Genomic DNA, 19,219 nt, shown 5'->3' with positions numbered 1-19,219 from the left:
GGCGCCCCGGTCAGCCCTCGTCCGAGGAGTCACCGGCCGGCGCGTCGTGCCACCGCGGGTCGTTCTCCCACTGGAGGTTGCGCTCGCGTGCGATCTCCATGGCGTGCTCCGCCTCCGCCCGGGTGGCGTAGGGGCCGAACCGGTCCTTGGCGGGGCACTCGGGCCCCTCCTCGACCTTCTTGTGTTGCAGGCAGTAGTACCACTCGCCCGCCTTCGCGACGGTCCGCTTCTTGAACAAGGCCATGACCCGCTCCTTTCGCCAACCACATGTTCCCCCATGCCCGCTGGTTAGACTCGCTGGCATGTCTGGCCAGTCGCTGCTCGTACCAGGGGAGCTCTCTCCCACCCGTTCGGTACCCGGAAACATCCGCCGACCCGAGTACGTCGGCAAACCCGCGCCCACCCCGTACACCGGATCCGAGGTGCAGACCCCGGAGACCGTCGAGGCGATGCGGACCGCCGGCCGCATCGCCGCGCGGGCGATGGAGGAGGCCGCGAAGATCATCGCCCCGGGGGTGACCACGGACGAGCTGGACCGGGTCGCGCACGAGTACATGTGCGACCACGGGGCCTACCCCTCGACGCTCGGCTACCGGGGCTTCCCCAAGTCGCTGTGCACCAGCGTCAACGAGGTCATCTGCCACGGCATCCCGGACTCGACCGTGCTCCAGGACGGCGACATCGTCAACCTGGACGTGACGGCGTACATCGGCGGGGTGCACGGCGACAACAACGCGACCTACCTGGTCGGGGACGTCGACGAGGAGAGCCGGCTGCTCGTGGAGCGGACCCGGGAGTCCCTGCACCGGGCGATCAAGGCGGTCAAGCCGGGCCGGCAGATCAACATCATCGGCCGGGTCATCGAGTCGTACGCGAAGCGCTTCGGCTACGGCGTGGTCCGGGACTTCACCGGGCACGGCATCAGCTCGTCCTTCCACTCCGGGCTGATCATCCCGCACTACGACAGCCCGCACGCGACGACCGTGATGCACCCCGGCATGACCTTCACGATCGAGCCGATGCTGACGCTCGGGACCCACGAGTACGACATGTGGGACGACGGCTGGACCGTCGTGACCAAGGACCGCAGGCGCACCGCGCAGTTCGAGCACACGCTGGTGGTGACCGACACCGGCGCGGACATCCTCACCCTGCCGTAGCGCCCCGGCACCCCGCCCCCTGCCGGGGCGGGGCACCGGTCAGCCGGCGACCGAGCAGAACTCGTTCGAGCCCTGCCAGAAGCGGTACAGCTCCTGTCCGCAGTACCGGTCGAGGTCGTCGACGCCCAGCCCGCGCAGCAGCGCGTCGATCACGTCGAAGAACGCGCTGTTGATCGACGGCACCCACAGCAGCGCGAACACGAACAGCAGGCCGAACGGGGCGAACGGCTCCACCTGCCGCTTGACGTTGTACGACAGCCAGGGCTCGATCACGCCGTAGCCGTCCAGGCCCGGCACCGGCAGGAAGTTCAGGATCGCCGCGGTGACCTGGAGCAGCGCGAGGAAGGCGAGGGCGTACCGGAAGTCGCGCGGGACGCCGGACAGGGCGTCCAGCCAGAAGGGGGCGGTGCAGACCGCGGCGAACAGCACGTTGGCCAGCGGGCCGGCGGCCGAGATCAGGCTGTGCCGCCAGCGGCCGCGGATCCGGTGGCGCTCGATGAAGACCGCGCCGCCGGGCAGGCCGATCCCGCCCATGATCACGAACAGCACCGGCAGCACGATGCTCAGCAGCGCGTGCGTGTACTTCAACGGGTTCAGGGTCAGGTAGCCCTTCGCCCCCACCGTGATGTCACCCCCGTGCAGGGCGGTCCGGGCGTGCGCGTACTCGTGCAGGCAGAGGGAGACGATCCACGCCGCCGTCACGAACAGGAACACGGCGACCCCGGGCTGCTGGGCGAACCCGGACCAGGTGGCCCACCCGGTGACCGCGGTGACGGCCAGGATCCCGACGAACACGGGACTGATCCGCCGGTCGCTGGGGCGGGTGGTGGTGGCGGTCATGGCGCGGGGCTCCCGGGGGCGCGTCGGTGGTGGTGGCGTGCGGGGTCGACCGTACAGGTGACGTGAGGAGAACGTCATGTGGAGGGCCCCTGGTTCCTGAAGACCGCCACGCCGTGCGCCGCGCGTCCCGAAACCCACAGGCGGAGCCCGCGCGTCCCCAGGGACAATGGAGCCCGTGCGCTATCGGATCCTCGGCACCACCCAGGTACTCCGCCCCGACGGTACGGCCGTCCCCGTGGGCGGGGCGCGGCTGCGTGCCCTGCTGACCGTGCTGGCGCTGCGGGCCGGCCGCCCGGTCCCCGCCGGGCTCCTCGTCGACGAGGTCTGGGGCGACGAACCGCCCGCCGACGCGAGTGGCGCCCTCCAGGCGCTGGTCGGCCGGCTGCGGCGGGCCCTCGGCGCCGGCGTGATCGACTCCACCGACGCGGGCTACCGCCTCGCCGCCACCCCCGACGACGTCGACCTGCACCGCTTCGAACGGCTCACCGGCGACGGCCTGCGCGCCCTCGCCGACGGCGACCCCGCCAAGGCGGCGACCGTCCTCGACGACGCCCTCGCCCTCTGGTACGGCCCGGCCCTCGCCGACCTGCCCGACCGCACCGCCGAAGCGGCCCGGGCCGACGTCCGCCGGCTGGACGCCCTGCGCGCCCGCCACACCGCCGCCCTCGCCCTCGGCCAGGCCGAGCAGTCCCTCCCCGAGCTCACCGCCCTGTGCGACGCCCACCCCCTCGACGAACCGCTCCAGGCCCTGCGCCTGCGTGCCCTGGGCGCCACCGGCCGCACCGCAGAGGCACTGGCCGCCTACGACGGCGTACGCCACCTGCTCGCCGATCGCCTGGGCTCCGACCCCGGGCCCGAACTGCGCGCCCTGCACGCCGAGTTGCTGGACCCGGCACCGGCGCCGAAGCCGGCCGAACCACGCCCGGGCAACCTGCGCGCCCGGCTCACCTCGTTCGTCGGCCGCGAGGCGGACATCGAGACCATCCGCGCCGACCTCGGCACCGCCCGGCTGGTCACGCTGCTCGGACCCGGCGGGGCCGGCAAGACCCGGCTGTCGCAGGAGGCCGCCGAGACCGTGCGGTACGCGGCCCGGGACGGGGTCTGGCTGGCCGAGCTGGCGCCCGTCGACGATCCCGCCGCCGTACCCGAGGCCGTGCTCAGCGCGCTCGGCGCCCGCGAGACCGTGCTGTACGGCGCCGGCGCCGAGGGCATGCGGGCCGCCGCCGACCGGCACGACGACCCGGTCGAGCGGCTCGTCGAGCACTGCGCCCGGCGCCGGCTGCTGATCATCCTCGACAACTGCGAGCACGTCGTCGACGCGGCGGCCGACCTCACGGCCCGCCTCCTGGAGCGCTGCCCGGACCTGACCGTCCTGGCCACCAGCCGCGAACCCCTCGGCGTCCCGGGGGAGTTGCTGCGCCCGGTGGAACCGCTGCCCGATCCGGTGGCGCTGCGACTGTTCGCCGACCGGGGCGCCGCGGCCCGCCCCGGCTTCACGGTGGACGCCGACGAGCGGACCGCGGCGGCCTGCGCCGAGATCTGCCGCCGCCTGGACGGACTGCCCCTCGCCATCGAACTGGCCGCCGCCCGGCTGCGGTTGCTCACCCCGCGCCAGATCGCCGACCGCCTCGACGACCGGTTCCGCCTGCTCACCTCCGGCAGCCGTACCGTGCTGCCCCGCCAGCAGACCCTGCGCGCGGTCGTCGACTGGTCCTGGGACCTGCTCGACGCTGCCGAACGGGACGTCCTCGGCCGGCTCTCCGTCTTCGCCGGCGGCTGCGACCTGGCCGCCGCCGAGGCCGTCTGCGGCCCCGCCGCCCTCGACGCGCTCGGCTCCCTGGTCGACAAGTCCCTGGTGGTGGCCGCCCCTTCGGCGGACGACGCCACCATGCGCTACCGGCTCCTGGAGACCGTCTCCGAGTACGCGGGCGAACGCCTCGACGAGAGCGGCGACCGGGCCGCCGCCGAACGCGCCCATCTGACGTACTACCGCGAACTGGCCCGGACCACCGACCCGTTGCTGCGCGGCCCCGGCCAACGGGCCGCGCTGGCCCGGTTCGGGCTGGAGTACGAGAACCTGCGCACCGCGCTGCGCCACGCCGTCGCCACCCGGGACGAGCAGGAGGCGCTGTGCCTCGCGCACTCCCTGATCTGGTACTGGCAGACGCGCGACCAGCGCATCGAGACCCGCACCTGGTGCGGCGAGATCATGGCCCTCGGCCCCGACCCCTTCGCCGCGCCGGCCGTGCGGGCCGAACCGGTGTGGCAACGGCTGACCGCGGCCCCGCCGCCGTACCGCGGGGAGATCCTCGCCGAGGCCCGGCGCGGTGTCCACCTGGCGCAGATGGCCTGCATGGACACCGAGCTGGACGTCTGGCAGACCCCGGCGGCGCAGGCCAAACTGCGGGCCGTCACGCAGGTCTACGCCCCCGGTCTGCCGCAGACCACCCGCGCGCCCGGCATGTTCTGGTTCTACGCCGTGATGCTGACCGGCGGCATGGAACGGCTGCGCGAGATCGTGGACGCCGGCGTCGACGTCTGCCGGCGCACCCCCGGCTACGAGTGGGAGCTCGCCGCCGCCCTCCAGATGCGGGCCAACGTGCTCGCCAACCGGGCCGTCTGGGCCGGTGACGCCACCCGCGACGCCGACGAGTCCCTGGAGATCTTCCGGCGCCTCGGGGACGACTGGGGAACCGCCGAGGCCCTCTCCGCCCGCGCCGAGTCCCGGGAGCGCAAGGGGGAGTTCACGGCCGCCGCCGCCGACTACCGGGCCGCCGTCGAGCACGCCGCACGCCTCGGTGCCCGCGCCCAGGTCAGCGTGCTGGAGGCCCGCCTCGGCAGTGTGCTGCTGGAGTCCGGCGACACCGGACAGGGCGAGCGGCTGCTGCGGGAGGTGATCTCCCGCGAGGAGGGACTGCGCAACGAGGCGATGCCCGCCGCCCGGCTCTTCCTGTCCGGCTGGCTCACGCTGGACGGCCGTACCGCCGAGGCCCGTGAGCAACTCCAGCTGCTGCGCGAGGAGTTCAAGATCGCGCACTTCGTCGTCTTCGACGCCCTGATCCTCACCCAGGAGGCCTGGGTGGACGCCCTGGACGGCCTCCACGCCGAGGCCCTGGCCGGACTCCGGCAGGCGTTCCAGCACATCGCGGACCCGCTGACCCAGGCCATCGCCCCGCATTTGCAGTCCGTCTGCCTGACCGTCGCCGCGCTCGCGCTGGCCGGTCTCGACGGCGGGGTGCGCGCCCCGGACGCGGTCCGCTGCCTGGGCGCCGCCGACGCCCTGCTGCCCCCCGGCCACGTCCCCGCCGGTATCGAGCGCACCGCCCGTGAGCGCACGGAGGCCCGGGTCCGGGCCGCGCTCGCCGACGACCGGCTCTGGGCGCCGGCGTACGCCGAGGGCGGTGGCCTCTCCCTCGCGGAGGCCACCGCCCTGATCTGAGCTTCCCTCCCGGGGTGTCAGCTCTTGGTGCGGAACTTGTGGATCGCGACCGGCGCCATCACCGCGGTGAGCCCGACCGACCAGGCCAGCGTCACCCACAGGCTGTGCGCCACCGGGCCGCCGAGCATCAGCCCGCGCGCGGTGTCGGCGAGCGCGGACAGCGGGTTGTAGTCGGTGAAGGACTGGAGCCAGCCCGGCATCGAGTCGGTCGGCGCGAAGATCGACGAGCCGAACTGAAGCGGCATCAGCACCAGGAAGCCCATCGCCTGCACCGACTGCGCGCTCTTCATGATCACGCCGAGGGTGAGGAACACCCACATCAGGGCCGAGCCGAACACCGCCGACAGGCCCACCGAGGCCAGCAGCCCCGACCAGTGGGTGATGTCGAAGCCCACCAGCACGGCGACGACCATCAGGACCGCGGTCGCGAACAGCATCCGCATCAGCTCCACCGCGATCTTGGCGAACAGCACCGAGCCGCGGCCGATCGGCAGGGACCGGAAGCGGTCCATCACACCGGAGTTGAAGTCCGTGTTGAACCCGGTGCCCACGCCCTGGGCCATGTTCATCCCCATCATGGCCATCAGGCCGGGGACGACGTACTGGACGTACGCCTGCTGGCCGCCGCCCAGCGACTGGCCGATGGACCCGCCGAAGACGTACACGAACAGCAGCGTGAAGATCACCGGGAACAGGATGGCGTCGAACATCGACTCCGGGTCCTGCCGGATCCACAGCAGGTTGCGGCGGACCAGCGCACCGGTGTGCCGCAGATGGGCGCGCAGCGAGATGGGGGTGTCGGACACGGACACGGGGACGGTGGCGGTGGCGGTGGCGGTGCTCATACGGCGACCTCCTGACGGTCGTCGGCGGGCTGGGGGTCCTGCGGCGCGCTGGCGCGGTGGCCGGTGAGGGACAGGAACACCTCGTCCAGGCTGGGCAGTTCGGTGGTGATGGAGCTGATGGTGATCCCGCGCGCGGTGACGGCGCCGACCACCGCGGTCAGCTGCTCGTCGCTGAGGATCGGCACCAGCAGGGACCCGGCCTCCGCGTCCACGGTCGTACCGGCGAGCCCGGTGATGCCCAGCTCGTCGATCATCTGGGCGAGCGGCCGCACCTGGAGCGGGTCGACCGGCCGTACCCGCAGCGTCCGTCCGCCGACCTTCGCCTTCAGCTCCTCCACCCGGCCGTTCGCGATGACCTGCCCGCGGTCCACGACGGTCAGCTCGGAGGCGAGCTGCTCGGCCTCCTCCATGTACTGGGTGGTCAGCAGCACGGTCACGCCGTCACCGACCATCGCCTTCACCTCGGCCCACACCTCGTTGCGGGTGCGCGGGTCGAGTCCGGTGGTGGGCTCGTCCAGGTAGAGCACCTGGGGGCGCCCGATCATCGAGGCGGCCAGGTCGAGGCGGCGGCGCATACCGCCGGAGTAGGTGGAGGCGGGCCGGCGCGCCGCCTCGGTCAGCGAGAACCGCTCCAGCAGCTCGTCGGCCCGGGCCCGCGCGTCCTTGCGCGACAGGTCCAGGAGCCGCCCGATCAGGTACAGGTTCTCCCAGCCCGGCAGCTTCTCGTCCACCGAGGCGTACTGGCCCGTCAGGCCGATCACCCGGCGCAGCTGGCGGGGCTGGCGCAGTACGTCGTACCCGGCGACGGTGGCCTCACCGGCATCCGGCTGAAGCAGCGTGGACAGGATGCGTACGAGGGTCGTCTTGCCGGCCCCGTTGGGTCCGAGGACACCCATCACGGTGCCCTCACGGACGTCCAGATCAACTCCGTCGAGTGCCTTGGTGTCGCCGTAGTGCTTCACCAGCCCCCGTACGGACACGGCGTTGTCGTTGATTCGCGTCATGGGAAGAACCGTGCCAGGCGCCACCGACAAACCACCGACAGCCCGCCGACACGGTCCGACAGCCCGCCGACACGGGCACCCGTGCACGGCGTACACGGGTACCGTGCACGACGTGACCACCCTCCCCGCCCAAGCCGTCCGCACCGGCCGGCTGGACCTGCTGCCGCTGCGCGTCGAGCACGCCGAGGAGATGGCGGCGGTGCTGTCCGACCCGGCCCTGCACACCTTCACCGGCGGCACCCCGGACACCGCGGCGGACCTCCGCGCGCGCTACCGGCGCGTCACCGCGGGCTCTCCCGACCCGGCCGTCTCCTGGCTGAACTGGGTGATCCGGCTGCGCGCCGAGTCCTGCCTGACGGGCTACGTCCAGGCGACCGTCACCGGCCCGGTGGCCGAGATCGCCTGGGTGGTGGGCACCCCCTGGCAGGGCCGGGGCATCGCCACGGAGGCGGCCCGCGCCGTGGCCGACCGGCTGGCCCGGCCACCGGTCCACACGCTCGTCGCCCACATCCACCCCGGCCACCACGCCTCCGCCGCGGTGGCCACGGCCGCCGGCCTCCACCCCACGGACACCCGCCAGGACGGCGAGATCCGCTGGACCCGCCCCGCGCCGGTCTAGGTCCTGTCGTCACGTTCCCGCCCGCCGCGCGACGCCGTGCGCGCCCTGGCCGCAAACGGCAGCCGGCCCGCCGACGGGGGAAGATCGGCGGACCGGCTGTGGTGTTTCCGCAGTGGCTCTCGAACTGCATTGGGCAGCGCCCCGAAGGGGCCCTGGGGGCACCCCCGGCCGAAGACCGGGGGAGGAACTGCGCGACCGGCCACGACGAGCCGTCAGACGACCGACGACCCGGCGCGGCCCCCGGCGATGCGCTCAGTGCACCGAGTGCTCCTCCAGCGGGAACGTTCCGCCCACCACGTCCTCGGCGTACGCCCGTGCCGCGTCGCCCATGACCGCGCGCAGGTCCGCGTACTTCTTGACGAACTTCGGCACCCGCCCCGGCGTCAGGCCCAGCATGTCCGTCCAGACCAGGACCTGCGCGTCGGTCTCCGGGCCCGCGCCGATGCCGACCGTCGGGATGTGCAGCACCCGGGTCACCTCGGCCGCCAGCTCCGCCGGGACCAGTTCGAGGACGACCGCGAACGCGCCCGCGTCCTGGACGGACTTGGCGTCCCGCAGCAGCTGCTGGGCCGCCTCCTCGCCGCGGCCCTGCACCCGGTAGCCCATCGCGTTGACGGACTGCGGGGTCAGGCCGATGTGCGCCATCACCGGGATGCCGGACTCGACGAGCAGCCGGATCTGTTCGTGGGACCGCTCGCCGCCCTCCAGCTTGACCGCCCCGACGCCCGCCTCCTTGACCAGCCGGGTCGCCGAGCGCAGCGCCTGCACCGGGCCCTCCTGGTAGGAGCCGAAGGGGAGGTCGCCGACGATCAGGGCGCGCTGCGTGCCGCGCACCACGGCCGCCGACAGCATCGTCATCTCGTCGAGCGTGACGGGTACCGTCGACTCGTACCCGAGGTGGCAGTTGCCCGCCGAGTCGCCGACCAGGAGGACCGGGATGCCGGCCTCGTCGAAGACGGAGGCGGTCATCGCGTCGTACGCGGTGAGCATCGGCCACTTCTCGCCGCGTTCCTTGGCGAGGGCGATGTCGCGGACCGTGATGCGGCGGGTGCCCTTGCCCCCGTACAGCGTCCTGCTGCCGTCGGAGGGGCTGTGCTGCACAGTCTGGGCAGCCGGAAGCTGCGTCATGACAACGGCTCCTTCAAGTCATCTCGAGGCACCCTGACGGTGTCCCCGGACCGCTTCCATGGTGGCACTTCGTGCCGCCCGGGGCCAGGGGACCGTCATGTGATCCATCGGTCATCGCCGTGCCCCAGGCCGGCGCGGTGCGTAAGGCCTCGGTAAAGGAATTAAGATACGAGACGGTTCCGTATTGAAATGGGTCTAGGCTCGGCGTCATGACAACTCCTGCCGACCACGCTCCTCCGGGTCCCCGGATACCCGAGGCGGTGCACCGCCGCCGCTGGGCCATCCTCGGCGTCCTCATGCTCAGCCTGCTGATCGTGGTGCTCGACAACTCGATCCTGAACGTCGCCGTCAAGACCATCTCCACCCCGGCCCCGACCGGCCTCGGCGCCACCCAGAGCCAGCTGGAGTGGGCGATCAACGCCTACACCCTGGTCTTCGCCGGACTGCTGTTCAGCGCCGGTCTCGTCGGCGACCGGGTCGGCCGCAAGAAGGTGCTGATCGGCGGCATCGTCGTGTTCGGCGTCGGGTCCGCGCTGGCCGCCGAGTCCGGCTCGCCGGGTGCGCTGATCGCCTTCCGCGCGCTGATGGCGCTCGGTGCCGCCTTCGTGATGCCCGCCACCCTCGCCGTCCTGATGAACGTCTTCGAGCGTCAGGAACAGCCCAAGGCCATCGGCATCTGGGCGGGCGGCGTCGGCCTCGCCATCGCCATCGGCCCGATCACCGGCGGTGTGCTGCTGGACCACTTCTGGTGGGGCTCGGTCTTCCTCATCAACGTACCGATCGTGATCATCGCGCTCGTCCTGATGGTGTGGCTGGTGCCCGACTCGCGCGACCCGCGTCCGGGCCGGATCGACCCGGTCGGCGTGGTGCTCTCCGTGGTCGGCCTGGTGCTCCTGGTCTACGGCATCATCAAGGGCGGCGAGCTCGCCGACTTCACCGACGCCAAGGTGCTGGCGACCATCTTCGCCGGTGTCGCGGTCCTCGCCGGCTTCGTGCTCTTCGAGAAGCGCAGCGACCACCCGTCCCTGGACGTCACCTACTTCAAGAACAAGGTCTTCTCGGCCGCCATGGCCGCCATCGCGCTGGTCTTCTTCGCGCTGATGGGCGTGACCTTCTTCTCCGTCTTCTACACCCAGAGCGTGCGCGGCTACTCGCCGCTCCAGTCCGGTCTGCTGATGCTGCCGCTGGCCGCCGCGCAGATGATCTTCGCGCCGCGGGCCCGGCTGGTCGTCGAACGGTTCGGCAACAAGGCCACCACCGGAGGCGGTCTGGTGCTGCTCGCGGGCACCCTGGCCGCGTTCGCCACCTTCGAGGCCGACACCCCGATCTGGCTCCTGGAGGTCGTCTTCTTCCTGATGGGTCTCGGCATGGCGCACGTCATGACGCCGACCTCGGTCGTCATCATGCAGGCGCTGCCCCGCGAGAAGGCCGGCTCCGCCTCCGCGCTCAGCAACACCTTCCGCCAGGTCGGCGGCGCCCTCGGCATCGCCGTGCTCGGCTCGGTGCTCTCCACGTCGTACCGCAACGGGATCGAGGGCAAGCTCGGCGCGCTGCCGCCCGGGCTGCGCGACACCGCCGGCGAGTCCATCGAGGCCACCCTCGGGGTCGCCGGCAAGCTCGGGGCACAGGGCAAGGCCCTGGTCACGCCCGCCGACGACGCCTTCCTGCACGCCATGCACCTCACCGCCCTGTGCGGCGCGGGCGTCGCGCTGATCGGCGCCGTGGTCGCGGTCCTCTTCCTGCCGGGCAGGCCGCCGGCCGGTCAGCAGGGCGACCGGGAGCAGGAGTTGGTCGTCGCGGCGGAGTGAACGGCCGAGGGGGCGGCGGGGCGGGAACCACGGGAGGCGTCGGCTGCGGGAGAATTCCCGCAGCCAGTGAGAGGACGGTACGACGTGACACTTGCCGACAGCGGTCCCCGGTCCGCGGGCCCGGCCAGGGGGCGCCCCCGCAGCGAGGCGGTGGAAATCGCCATCCTGGAAGGGGTGATGAAGCTCCTGGAGGACGGCGTGCCGCTCGCCGAGCTGTCCATCGAGCGGATCGCACGGACCGCCGGCGTCGGCAAGGCCACCATCTACCGCCGCTGGAACGGCAAGGAGGAGCTCTTCGTCGACGTGATGCGCGCCGCCGAGCCCCCCGACCCCGAACTCCCCGGCACCTCCATGCGCGACGACCTGATCGTCCTGCTGGAAGCGCTGCGCCGGCGCGGCCTGAAGAACCGTTCGTCGGCGATCATGCACAACGTCCACGCCCAGATGAAGAGCAGCCCCCGGATCTGGAACGCCTACCACACGAACGTGGTGAACCCCCGGCGTGAACTGGGTATGGAAGTGCTGCGCCGCGGCCAGCGCAACGGCGAACTCCGCGCCGACGTCGACCTCGAACTGGCCAACGACATGTTCACCGGCCCGATGCTGCTCCGGGCCGTCCTGCGCCCGGACTCGGAACTCCCCGAGGGGCTCGCCGAACAGATCGTCGACGAGGTGCTGGCCGGGCTACGGCCCGTCAGCTCCCCGGAGCCGTAGCGGGAGTGTGCGCGTTCTGTCACAGCCCGCGCCGACCCGGCGGTAACCGGAACCCCTCCCGACGGCTTGTTCGTCCTCGTCTTCCGTACGGCCGTCATGTGACGGCGGGAACGAGGCCGATCATCCCCTAGGGTCGTATCCGGGGGACGACGGTGTGCACGGCAGGTTGTGAGGCAGGCGGTATGGCGCAGCAGGCGTACATGACGGAAACGGACAACGGCGGCTCGGGACCCGAGCGCGGCAGAGACCGGTTCCGGCGCCTGGTGAACCGCTTGCTGTCCGGCTGGCGCGACGATCCGCGGATCTGGCGCCGGGGCCTGGTCCTCGCCGCCGTCGCGCTGCTGCTGGCCGGCGTGATGCTGATGCACTCCCGCATCCCGAACGCGGTCGGCAACCTCGGCAGTCTCACCGAAACCTTCCTGCCCTGGCTGGGCCTGCTGATCCCGGTGCTGGTGCTGCTCGGTCTGGTGCGGAAGTCGGCGACCGCGCTGATCGCCGTACTGCTCCCGGCGATCGTCTGGCTCAACCTGTTCGGCGGGCTGCTCACCGACAAGTCGGGCACCGGCGGCGACTTCACGGTGGCCACGCACAACGTCAACGCCGACAACCCCGACCCGACCGGTACGGCGACCCGGCTGGCCTCCTCCGGGGCCGACGTGCTCGCCCTGGAGGAACTGACCGCGTCCGCCGTACCGACCTACGAGAAGGCGCTGGCCTCGACGTACAAGTACCACGCCGTCGAGGGCACGGTCGGCCTGTGGAGCAGGTACCGCCTCACCGGGGTGAAGGCCGTCGACATCAAACTGGGCTGGGTACGGGCCATGCGCGCCACGGTCGCCACGCCGCACGGCCCGCTCGCCGTCTACGTCGCCCATCTCCCCTCCGTCCGCGTGAAGATGAACGCCGGGTTCACCGCCCGGCAGCGGGACAAGAGCGCGGACGCGCTCGGCGAGGCCATCGCCGACGAGACCCTGCCCCGGGTGATCCTCCTCGGCGACCTGAACGGCACGATGAACGACCGTTCGCTCAACGGCGTCACCTCGCAGATGCGCTCCACGCAGGGCGCGGCGGGCAGCGGCTTCGGGTTCAGCTGGCCGGCCGCGTTCCCGATGGCCCGGATCGACCAGATCATGGTCAAGGGGGTGGAGCCGGAGAGCTCCTGGACCCTGCCGCGGACCGGCAGCGACCACCTGCCGATCGCGGCACGTGTGAACCTGACCACATCGGGTTCCTGAGATCCGCTGGTCAGCGCCGTGTTGTTGCTTTTGTCAGGACAATTGGACGCCCGGTCGTAACCTAGCGGAATACTGGGCCTGGGAGACTTTGTTCCGTAGATGAACTTATCGGTGCTCAGCACGCACGGAACCCTGCTCTCCCGAAAGGCAACGTCCTTCATGCCCCTGGCCCTGCTCGCACTGGCCGTCGGCGCTTTTGGTCTCGGCACCACCGAATTCGTGATGATGGGCCTGCTGCCCGACGTCGCCGGCGACCTGCACATCTCGATCCCCACCGCCGGCCACCTGGTCTCGGCGTACGCGCTGGGCGTCGTCATCGGCGCCCCGCTGCTGGCCGCACTCACCGCGCGCCTGCCCCGCCGTACGGTCCTCATCTCCCTGATGGCCCTGTTCGTCGCGGGCAACGCGCTCTCCGCGCTGGCCCCCGGCTACGACTCCCTGCTGGCCGCCCGCTTCCTGAGCGGCCTCCCGCACGGCGCGTTCTTCGGCGTGGGCGCGGTCGTCGCCACCGGCCTCGTGGCCCCCGAACGCAAGGCCCGCTCGGTCTCCCTGATGTTCATGGGCCTGACCGTCGCCAACATCGCGGGCGTCCCGGTCGCCACCCTCATGGGCCAGCACCTCGGCTGGCGGGCCACCTTCCTGGGCGTGAGCCTGATCGGCGTGGCGGCGATGGCGGCGGTGTTCCTCCTGATCCACCCCACGCGGACCCCGGCCCCCACCTCCGGCCTGCGCGGCGAACTCACCGCCCTGCGTTCCCTCCCGGTCTGGCTGGCCCTCGCCACGACGGTCGTCGGCTTCGGTGCCCTGTTCTCCGCGTACAGCTACATCACCCCGATGCTGACGGAGTCGGCGGGCTACACCCAGGGCAGCGTGACCCTGCTCCTCGCCCTGTTCGGCGTCGGCGCCACGATCGGCAACCTGGTCGGGGGCCGCCTCGCCGACCACGCCATGCGCGGCACGCTCTTCGGCGGCCTGGCGTCGATGGTGGCGGTACTGCTCCTCTTCCCCCTCCTGATGCGGACGGAGTGGAGCGCCGCGCTCGCCGTCGTCCTGCTGGGCGTCGCGGCCTTCGTCACCGGCTCCCCGCTCCAGCTGATGGTGATGGAACGCGCCGTCGCGGGCCCCTCCCTGGCCTCCTCCGCCAACCAGGCGGCCTTCAACCTCGCCAACGCGGGCGGCGCCTGGATCGGCGGCGTCGCGCTGGCGGCGGGCTTCGGGGTGACGTCCCCCGCGCTGGCGGGCGCGGCCCTCGCGGTCCTCGGCCTCGGCGTGGCGAGCGTGGCGTACGCGGTGGACCGCCGCAGGGCCGTCCCGGCGGCGACCGGTCACGTACGGGTGGTCGCCTCCCATGTCCCGGAGACCGCGGAGCCGGTGCGCTCCTCCTGAACGGCCACGTCCTGGCCGGGCCGCCGATGTGCCCCCGGCCGGGACACCGTGACGCGTCGCGTGCTGCCGGATCCGGCCGTCAGAGGTCGGGCGCGATGTTCACCTTCGGGTGAAGCGCTTCGGACGCGGCGTCGGCGATCGGATCTGCCTACGATGATGTTCTCGACACCAGCCCCTGGGAGGCACGCGATGTCCGCCGCAGGCATCGAGCAGCCCTTCGACGACGAGCCGTTCTCGCTCACGGCCATCGCCGACGAGATCATGGAACGGCATCCGGGCTACCGAGTCGAGATCATCGGAGGCCACCTCCTCGTGACCCCGTCACCGGATGCCCCGCACGCCCGTGCCCTGACCGGCCTGATGATCCCCTTCATCGCCGCAGGCCTGCACGGAGAGGAGACCGAGGTCCTCCAGAACGTCGGCCTCTGGCTGCCCACCGGAGCCGAGGACTACGTCATCCCCGACCTCGCGATCGTGGACGCCGACATCGACGACCACCTTGTCGAGAACAACGCCTACGACCCCGTCTGCTTCCGTCTCGTCCTGGAGGTCACCTCCAGCAACTGGAAGGACGACCTGAAGACCAAGGCCGTCGCCTACGCCCAGGCCAAGGTCCCGGTCTACGTCATCGTCGACCGCAAGCACCAGCGCGTCCACGTGCTCACGGATCCCACCGGGGAGCAGTACGAGCACCACCGCCCGTACTCGCCCGGCGAGACCGCCGCACTGCCCCGGTCGATCGGCGCCCAGGTCACCCTCGACGTCGACCAGGTCCTCAAGGCCGCCCAGAAGAAGTCCGACTGATCAGCTCGCGTCGGCGGGTTGCCGTGTCTGGCCGGCGTCGTCGAAGACCTGGGTGAAGGCGCGCAGTTTCTCGTCGTCGCCGGCCAGGGCGGCGCGGTCGGTGCGGGTGCGCTGCCAGTACCGGCGGCCCTCCTCGTCGGCCAGCAGCCCCGAGGCGTGGGCGCGGAGCTGGTGCTGGGACAGGGCGCCGATGCGCCACCGCAGTTCCCAGGCGGTCACCTGGGCCTCGAAGAACAAATGCCGACGCACTTCGCCGGGCGCCGAACCGGCGAACTCCGCCCCGGCCGCGGCCCGCCCCAGCTCCGGATCGGCAGCGGCGGCCTTCAGCAGCTCCACCTGCGTCCGCAACACGGTGGCCCGCAACGTCTCCCGGTGCTGCTCCCGACGCTGCACCAGGAGCATCAGCAGCACGGCCACCCCGGCGGCCAACAACAGAGCGAACAGGATCGGCACGGCAACTCCCCCCAGAGCAAAGGCAATTGAGCCAGATGCTCCCCGGCCCCCCGAGAAGCGGCAAGAAGCCCCCGCCTTCCTTCCCGGAACCCTCACAACCCCGTCAGTGGCGACTCTCGGGCAGGCCCGACACATAGGTGCGCATGCGGTGGTGGAAAGGAAGGCGAGGCCGCGGGGAGACCAGCCGCCCACGAGGCAGAAGGGCTTCATCAGCCATTGCGCCCTCCGCGGGGCTCCGGTCGCGTGAGCCCCGTCCGCACGGGAAGCCTCTCCCGGCGCATGCGCAGCCCACTCTGGCCTGGAGGCTGACCGGTGCCGTAGGCGAGGACATGCACGACGTCGTTGCGGGCGGCGTACTCCAGAGCACGGCTGCTGAGCCGGTAGCTCCAGAAATGGTGCAACCCGCACACAAACGGACCCGACAGTGCCAGCGCAAGTTCCGCCTGCCACGGCATCGTGCCGGTCGGCAACGCCGTGGCGAAGGGCGAAGCCATGGCCGCCAGACCCGTGGCGCGTGTCGTACTCACCATCGGTCCCCGTCCTCCCCTGGCGTGCAGAGGATCGCCCGTCGCGTGGGCCAGGCCTGTAGCAGGACGCGTAACGCATGGGCGAGCTGCCGGTGCCGCGGCTCACCGGCGAGGTCCCACAACTCGCCGCGCCACTCCTCTCCGTAACGCGGCCGGTCCGTGGCGGGCAGCAGGCGCGCGGCGGAGCCGACGAGCCACTGCGCGGACGGGCTTACCCGCTTCTGGCCGGAGACGGCGGCCGCGCTGCCGGCCGGCTGGTTGCGGAGGACGACGAGCCGGTGCACCACAGCGCCGGCGCGGTCGCAGGATTCGGCGATGGAACCTGCCGCGAGGCTTCGCCGGGGATGTGTGTACGACAGTTGGCGTTCGAGTTCACGAGCCGACTCGGCGGTGTACTGAAGGCCCTGGAGCAGGAGCGCGCTCCGGGCCTCGGCGAGGCGGGGTTCACCGACGACGGACCGGAGCTGTGCCGCCCGGATGCGGGCGTTCGCGACGGCGTCGACCACGTCGAAGGCCAGGTCGGTATCACTGCTCACGGCACCGGCGCGGTCGAGGTCGATAGCTCGGGCCAGGCTTTTCGCACGCATGCCGATGCGGCCGATCTCACCGACGAGATCGCATGCGAGTTCATGAGCCTGGCTCTGGTCGAGTACTCCGGCGACACCGGAGTCGTCCGTCCCTGCCAAGGAATCGGTACTCATAGAGTCGCGCCTCCGGCCATACCGGGACGCAGCGTGTTCAAGGTGTTCCGCCCGGCGGTGGCGCGGGCGAGCGCCTGCCTGGCGCATACGGTGCCGTCCGGACTGAGCCGGTAGTAGCGCCGTCGCGGACGGCCCTGCTCGTGCGGGTCCGCTTCCTCCCACCGGGAGACCAGCCATCCGACGGATTCCAGGCGCGCCAGGATGGGGTGGATCGTGCCGCTCGCGAGTTGAGCCCGCGCGCAGACTTCGAGGCCGTACAGCTCTTCGGTGGGTTCCTCCAGGAATGCCCGCAGTACCAACTGGGTCGGCAGCGTCATCCTCGGAGCAGGGGACTCCTTCGGCATGCTTTAACTCTACCTAGCCTAGGTAGAGTTAAAGCATGGTTTCGTGGAATTGCCATGGCGGGCGGCAGAGGCGGACCGGCTCCGCCCCCGACACCGACATCTCGCGCCCGGTTCGCCAGGACGCGCGTGGTGAGGACCCGCGGTCTGTCGTCGTCGCCGGCCGAGCATCCTCGGGCAGGCGCAGCGCGAAGGGGCGTGAGGTCCGGGAAGACCTCACGCCCCTCGGTCGGCCGGGCCGCGCGGCGGGTCAGTGCTTGCGGTGGGCCTGCGGCAGGTACGACTGGACGTAGCCGGCCGCGGGGGAGCCCACGCCCGTCACGTCGTCGTAGCCCTTCACCGCGGACAGCGAGCTGTCCTTGCCGAGGCTGCGGACCGAGGTCAGCAGGCCGTCGGTGGCGTCGTAGCCGTTGGCGAAGTCGACGCGGGCGACGGCGAGGCCGTTGCCGGTCGGGTTGTCCGTGACGTCGTGGAAGACGCCCTTCTTGTTGTACTTGGCGTAGATCGCCGGGTTGGCGAAACCGAGCGCCTTGCCGCCGTTCGCCTCCTGCGCCAGCGCCTGGACCGCGGCGATGGTCGGCGCGGCCAGCGAGGTGCCGCCGATGCGGTACTCGCTGTACGCCTCGGTGCCGTCCGCCTGGGTCTGGGTCTGACCGACCAGGAAGCCCGTGTTGGGGTCGGCGATCGCCGCGATGTCCGGGACCACGCGGTTGGCGGAGGCGCCGTTGGCCTTGGCGAGCGAGTCCGGGACGACGCCCTTCTGGTAGTACGGCTCGGCGACCGTCTTGCTGGTGCCGCCGCCCGCGCCCGAGGTGAACGCGCCCGGGAAGTTGGTCCAGCTCTTGCCGTCGGCCGACAGCGCGGCCTTCTCGGTGCCCCAGCCGGTCTCCCACAGGTACTTGTCGCCCTTGCCGACGGCGAGGGAGGTACCGCCGACCGCCGTCACCCACGCCGAGTTGGCCGGGGTGTCGACCTGCTTCGTACCGGTGTTGGCGACCTCGTCGCCGTTGTCGCCGGAGGAGAAGTAGAAGCCGATGCCCTGCACCGCGCCCAGCTGGAAGACCTGGTCGTAGGCGGCCGCGAGGTCCGGGGTCTGGTTGGCCTCGATGTCGCCCCAGGAGTTGGAGACGATGTCGGCCAGGTGGTTGTCGACGATCTTGCTGAGCGAGTCCAGCAGGTCGTTGTCCATGCAGGACGCGGCGCCCACGTAGGTCACGTCGGCGTCCGGCGCGACCGCGTGCACGGCCTCGACGTCGAGGGTCTCCTCGCCGTACCAGCCGGAGGCGTCGCACTCGTCGGCGCCGGTGTTCGTGTAGTTCGAGGGCAGCACCTGGTGCAGCTGGCTCGTCTTCCACGCGGCGTCGCCGTGCGCCTTGGCGTAGGTGCCCGCGTCGAAGGCGATGGTCGGCGAGGCGTACGCGTCCGTGATGGCGACGCGCACGTGCTTGCCGGTGTACTTGCCGGCGCCGTAGGCGGCCCGCAGCTGCTTGCCCGTGTAGCCCTGGATGGCGTACGGGATCTTGCTGCCGTACGCGCTCGGCAGCGTGCTCGCGGTGTTCGAGCCGTAGTACGACGAGAACGGCCCGGAGTTCTTGAACACGGCGCCGGGAGGCGGCAGCGTGTCGTCGTGGGTCGCCTTGTGCGGCGCGTTGTCCAGGCCGGTGACGGTCAGGACCGCGGAGCTGACGGCGGCCGGCACCGACGCGGTCTGCGCCGGGGCGTGGTACGTCTTCGAGCCCTTGGCGTAGTTGTGCAGCTGGGTACCGAAGGCACGCTCGACGGCGGACACGTCGCCGGAGATGCCGATGTAGTGCTCGGTGACCTCGGTGACCTTCAGGCCGGAGCCGGTCAGCCAGGACTTGACGGCCTTCACCTGGGCCGTGGTGGCACCGTAGCGGGCCTGTACCTGCTTGGCGCTGAGGTACTTGCCGTAGAGCGGCGAGCTGGGGTCGGACACCGCCTTCGCGTACGCCGCGAGGCCCTTGGCGTCCTGGCCGGCCAGGTAGACCCGGGCCTTGACCTGCGCGCTGTTCGAGGTGGCGCCCTTGTCCGCCTTGGCCGTGGCCCAGAGGGGCTTGGTGCCCTTGAGGGTGTCACGGGCCGGGTTGTCCGCGGCGTGCGCCGCGGGTATGCCGAGCGCGAGCGCACCGGCGATCATCGGCAGTGTCGCTGCCAAGCTCACGCCGGCCCGCACCTTGGCACGGTTCGATCTCAT

At 71.6% G+C, this 19,219-nt stretch carries 17 protein-coding genes; 8 read left to right on the top strand and 9 right to left on the bottom strand.

Annotated elements, in window-relative coordinates:
* Positions 1-10 precede the first annotated feature (10 nt).
* The gene (locus AAW13_RS32915) at positions 11-244 is read right to left on the bottom strand and encodes a hypothetical protein (protein WP_046733599.1); all 234 of its coding nucleotides are present in this window, start codon (positions 242-244) and stop codon (positions 11-13) included.
* 58 nt (positions 245-302) lie between these two features.
* On the opposite strand from AAW13_RS32915, the gene map reads away from it, so the two are divergent.
* Positions 303-1,160: a type I methionyl aminopeptidase gene (map, locus tag AAW13_RS32910; protein WP_046733598.1), complete on the top strand. Its 858-nt coding sequence runs from the start codon at positions 303-305 to the stop codon at positions 1,158-1,160.
* A gap of 39 nt (positions 1,161-1,199) precedes the next feature.
* On the opposite strand, the gene AAW13_RS32905 is transcribed toward map, so the two are convergent.
* Entirely contained in the window at positions 1,200-2,000 is an 801-nt protein-coding gene (locus tag AAW13_RS32905) for a site-2 protease family protein (RefSeq protein WP_046733597.1), read from the bottom strand.
* Positions 2,001-2,166: 166 nt separating this feature from the next.
* Between AAW13_RS32905 and AAW13_RS32900 the strand changes: the two genes are divergently transcribed.
* Positions 2,167-5,439: an AfsR/SARP family transcriptional regulator gene (locus AAW13_RS32900; protein WP_046733596.1), complete on the top strand. Its 3,273-nt coding sequence runs from the start codon at positions 2,167-2,169 to the stop codon at positions 5,437-5,439.
* Between the two features lie 17 nt (positions 5,440-5,456).
* Here the strand turns inward: AAW13_RS32900 and AAW13_RS32895 are convergent, their stop codons facing one another.
* Both AAW13_RS32895 and AAW13_RS32890 read right to left on the bottom strand, forming a co-directional pair.
* Positions 5,457-6,284 (bottom strand): ABC transporter permease, encoded by an 828-nt coding sequence (locus tag AAW13_RS32895; RefSeq protein WP_046733595.1) that lies wholly within the window; start codon positions 6,282-6,284, stop codon positions 5,457-5,459.
* Positions 6,281-7,288: an ATP-binding cassette domain-containing protein gene (locus AAW13_RS32890; RefSeq protein WP_046733594.1), complete on the bottom strand. Its 1,008-nt coding sequence runs from the start codon at positions 7,286-7,288 to the stop codon at positions 6,281-6,283. The genes AAW13_RS32895 and AAW13_RS32890 overlap by 4 nt, the downstream gene beginning before the upstream one ends.
* A gap of 112 nt (positions 7,289-7,400) precedes the next feature.
* Here AAW13_RS32890 and AAW13_RS32885 point away from each other — a divergent pair, with 112 nt between their 5' ends.
* The gene (locus tag AAW13_RS32885) at positions 7,401-7,907 is read left to right on the top strand and encodes a GNAT family N-acetyltransferase (RefSeq protein ID WP_046733616.1); all 507 of its coding nucleotides are present in this window, start codon (positions 7,401-7,403) and stop codon (positions 7,905-7,907) included.
* A 252-nt stretch (positions 7,908-8,159) separates the two neighbouring features.
* Here the strand turns inward: AAW13_RS32885 and panB are convergent, their stop codons facing one another.
* A complete protein-coding gene (gene panB, locus AAW13_RS32880; protein ID WP_046733593.1) occupies positions 8,160-9,035 on the bottom strand; it encodes a 3-methyl-2-oxobutanoate hydroxymethyltransferase in 876 nt (291 codons plus the stop codon).
* Positions 9,036-9,244: 209 nt separating this feature from the next.
* On the opposite strand from panB, the gene AAW13_RS32875 reads away from it, so the two are divergent.
* The 5 genes from AAW13_RS32875 (at position 9,245) to AAW13_RS32855 (ending at position 14,982) form a co-directional block, all read left to right on the top strand.
* Entirely contained in the window at positions 9,245-10,843 is a 1,599-nt protein-coding gene (locus AAW13_RS32875; protein WP_206306307.1) for an MFS transporter, read from the top strand.
* Between the two features lie 84 nt (positions 10,844-10,927).
* Positions 10,928-11,557: a TetR/AcrR family transcriptional regulator gene (locus AAW13_RS32870; protein WP_071659759.1), complete on the top strand. Its 630-nt coding sequence runs from the start codon at positions 10,928-10,930 to the stop codon at positions 11,555-11,557.
* A 182-nt stretch (positions 11,558-11,739) separates the two neighbouring features.
* Positions 11,740-12,792 (top strand): endonuclease/exonuclease/phosphatase family protein, encoded by a 1,053-nt coding sequence (locus AAW13_RS32865; protein ID WP_046733590.1) that lies wholly within the window; start codon positions 11,740-11,742, stop codon positions 12,790-12,792.
* Positions 12,793-12,951: 159 nt separating this feature from the next.
* A complete protein-coding gene (locus AAW13_RS32860; protein WP_046733589.1) occupies positions 12,952-14,178 on the top strand; it encodes an MFS transporter in 1,227 nt (408 codons plus the stop codon).
* A gap of 189 nt (positions 14,179-14,367) precedes the next feature.
* On the top strand, positions 14,368-14,982 hold the full coding sequence (locus AAW13_RS32855; RefSeq protein WP_046733588.1) for a Uma2 family endonuclease: 615 nt from the start codon (positions 14,368-14,370) through the stop codon (positions 14,980-14,982).
* On the opposite strand, the gene AAW13_RS32850 is transcribed toward AAW13_RS32855, so the two are convergent.
* The 4 genes from AAW13_RS32850 to AAW13_RS32830 all read right to left on the bottom strand — a co-directional run bounded on the left by AAW13_RS32850 (position 14,983) and on the right by AAW13_RS32830 (position 19,219).
* Positions 14,983-15,435 carry a DUF6082 family protein gene (locus AAW13_RS32850; protein WP_046733587.1) on the bottom strand — a complete coding sequence of 151 codons (453 nt, stop codon included), beginning with the start codon at positions 15,433-15,435 and terminating at the stop codon, positions 14,983-14,985.
* 523 nt (positions 15,436-15,958) lie between these two features.
* A complete protein-coding gene (locus AAW13_RS32840) occupies positions 15,959-16,663 on the bottom strand; it encodes a hypothetical protein (protein ID WP_046733585.1) in 705 nt (234 codons plus the stop codon).
* Positions 16,660-17,007 carry a PadR family transcriptional regulator gene (locus tag AAW13_RS32835; protein ID WP_240528797.1) on the bottom strand — a complete coding sequence of 116 codons (348 nt, stop codon included), beginning with the start codon at positions 17,005-17,007 and terminating at the stop codon, positions 16,660-16,662. The genes AAW13_RS32840 and AAW13_RS32835 overlap by 4 nt, the downstream gene beginning before the upstream one ends.
* Positions 17,008-17,254: 247 nt before the next feature.
* A complete protein-coding gene (locus AAW13_RS32830; protein WP_046733583.1) occupies positions 17,255-19,219 on the bottom strand; it encodes a S53 family peptidase in 1,965 nt (654 codons plus the stop codon).

The organism is Streptomyces humi, from assembly GCF_001005085.2.
GTDB classification, from domain to species: domain Bacteria; phylum Actinomycetota; class Actinomycetes; order Streptomycetales; family Streptomycetaceae; genus Streptomyces; species Streptomyces humi.
This window is presented reverse-complemented; position numbering and strand designations above follow the sequence as displayed.

Excerpts from the sequence above, each read along its gene's own strand:
- AAW13_RS32915 (WP_046733599.1), bottom strand. The coding sequence starts at position 244 with ATGGCCTTGTTCAAGAAGCGGACCGTCGCGAAGGCGGGCGAGTGGTAC.
- map (WP_046733598.1), top strand. The coding sequence starts at position 303 with ATGTCTGGCCAGTCGCTGCTCGTACCAGGGGAGCTCTCTCCCACCCGT.
- AAW13_RS32905 (WP_046733597.1), bottom strand. The coding sequence starts at position 2,000 with ATGACCGCCACCACCACCCGCCCCAGCGACCGGCGGATCAGTCCCGTG.
- AAW13_RS32900 (WP_046733596.1), top strand. The coding sequence starts at position 2,167 with ATGGAGCCCGTGCGCTATCGGATCCTCGGCACCACCCAGGTACTCCGC.
- AAW13_RS32895 (WP_046733595.1), bottom strand. The coding sequence starts at position 6,284 with ATGAGCACCGCCACCGCCACCGCCACCGTCCCCGTGTCCGTGTCCGAC.
- AAW13_RS32890 (WP_046733594.1), bottom strand. The coding sequence starts at position 7,288 with ATGACGCGAATCAACGACAACGCCGTGTCCGTACGGGGGCTGGTGAAG.
- panB (WP_046733593.1), bottom strand. The coding sequence starts at position 9,035 with ATGACGCAGCTTCCGGCTGCCCAGACTGTGCAGCACAGCCCCTCCGAC.
- AAW13_RS32875 (WP_206306307.1), top strand. The coding sequence starts at position 9,245 with ATGACAACTCCTGCCGACCACGCTCCTCCGGGTCCCCGGATACCCGAG.
- AAW13_RS32865 (WP_046733590.1), top strand. The coding sequence starts at position 11,740 with ATGGCGCAGCAGGCGTACATGACGGAAACGGACAACGGCGGCTCGGGA.
- AAW13_RS32860 (WP_046733589.1), top strand. The coding sequence starts at position 12,952 with ATGCCCCTGGCCCTGCTCGCACTGGCCGTCGGCGCTTTTGGTCTCGGC.
- AAW13_RS32855 (WP_046733588.1), top strand. The coding sequence starts at position 14,368 with ATGTCCGCCGCAGGCATCGAGCAGCCCTTCGACGACGAGCCGTTCTCG.
- AAW13_RS32840 (WP_046733585.1), bottom strand. The coding sequence starts at position 16,663 with ATGAGTACCGATTCCTTGGCAGGGACGGACGACTCCGGTGTCGCCGGA.
- AAW13_RS32835 (WP_240528797.1), bottom strand. The coding sequence starts at position 17,007 with ATGCCGAAGGAGTCCCCTGCTCCGAGGATGACGCTGCCGACCCAGTTG.
- AAW13_RS32830 (WP_046733583.1), bottom strand. The coding sequence starts at position 19,219 with ATGAGATCGAACCGTGCCAAGGTGCGGGCCGGCGTGAGCTTGGCAGCG.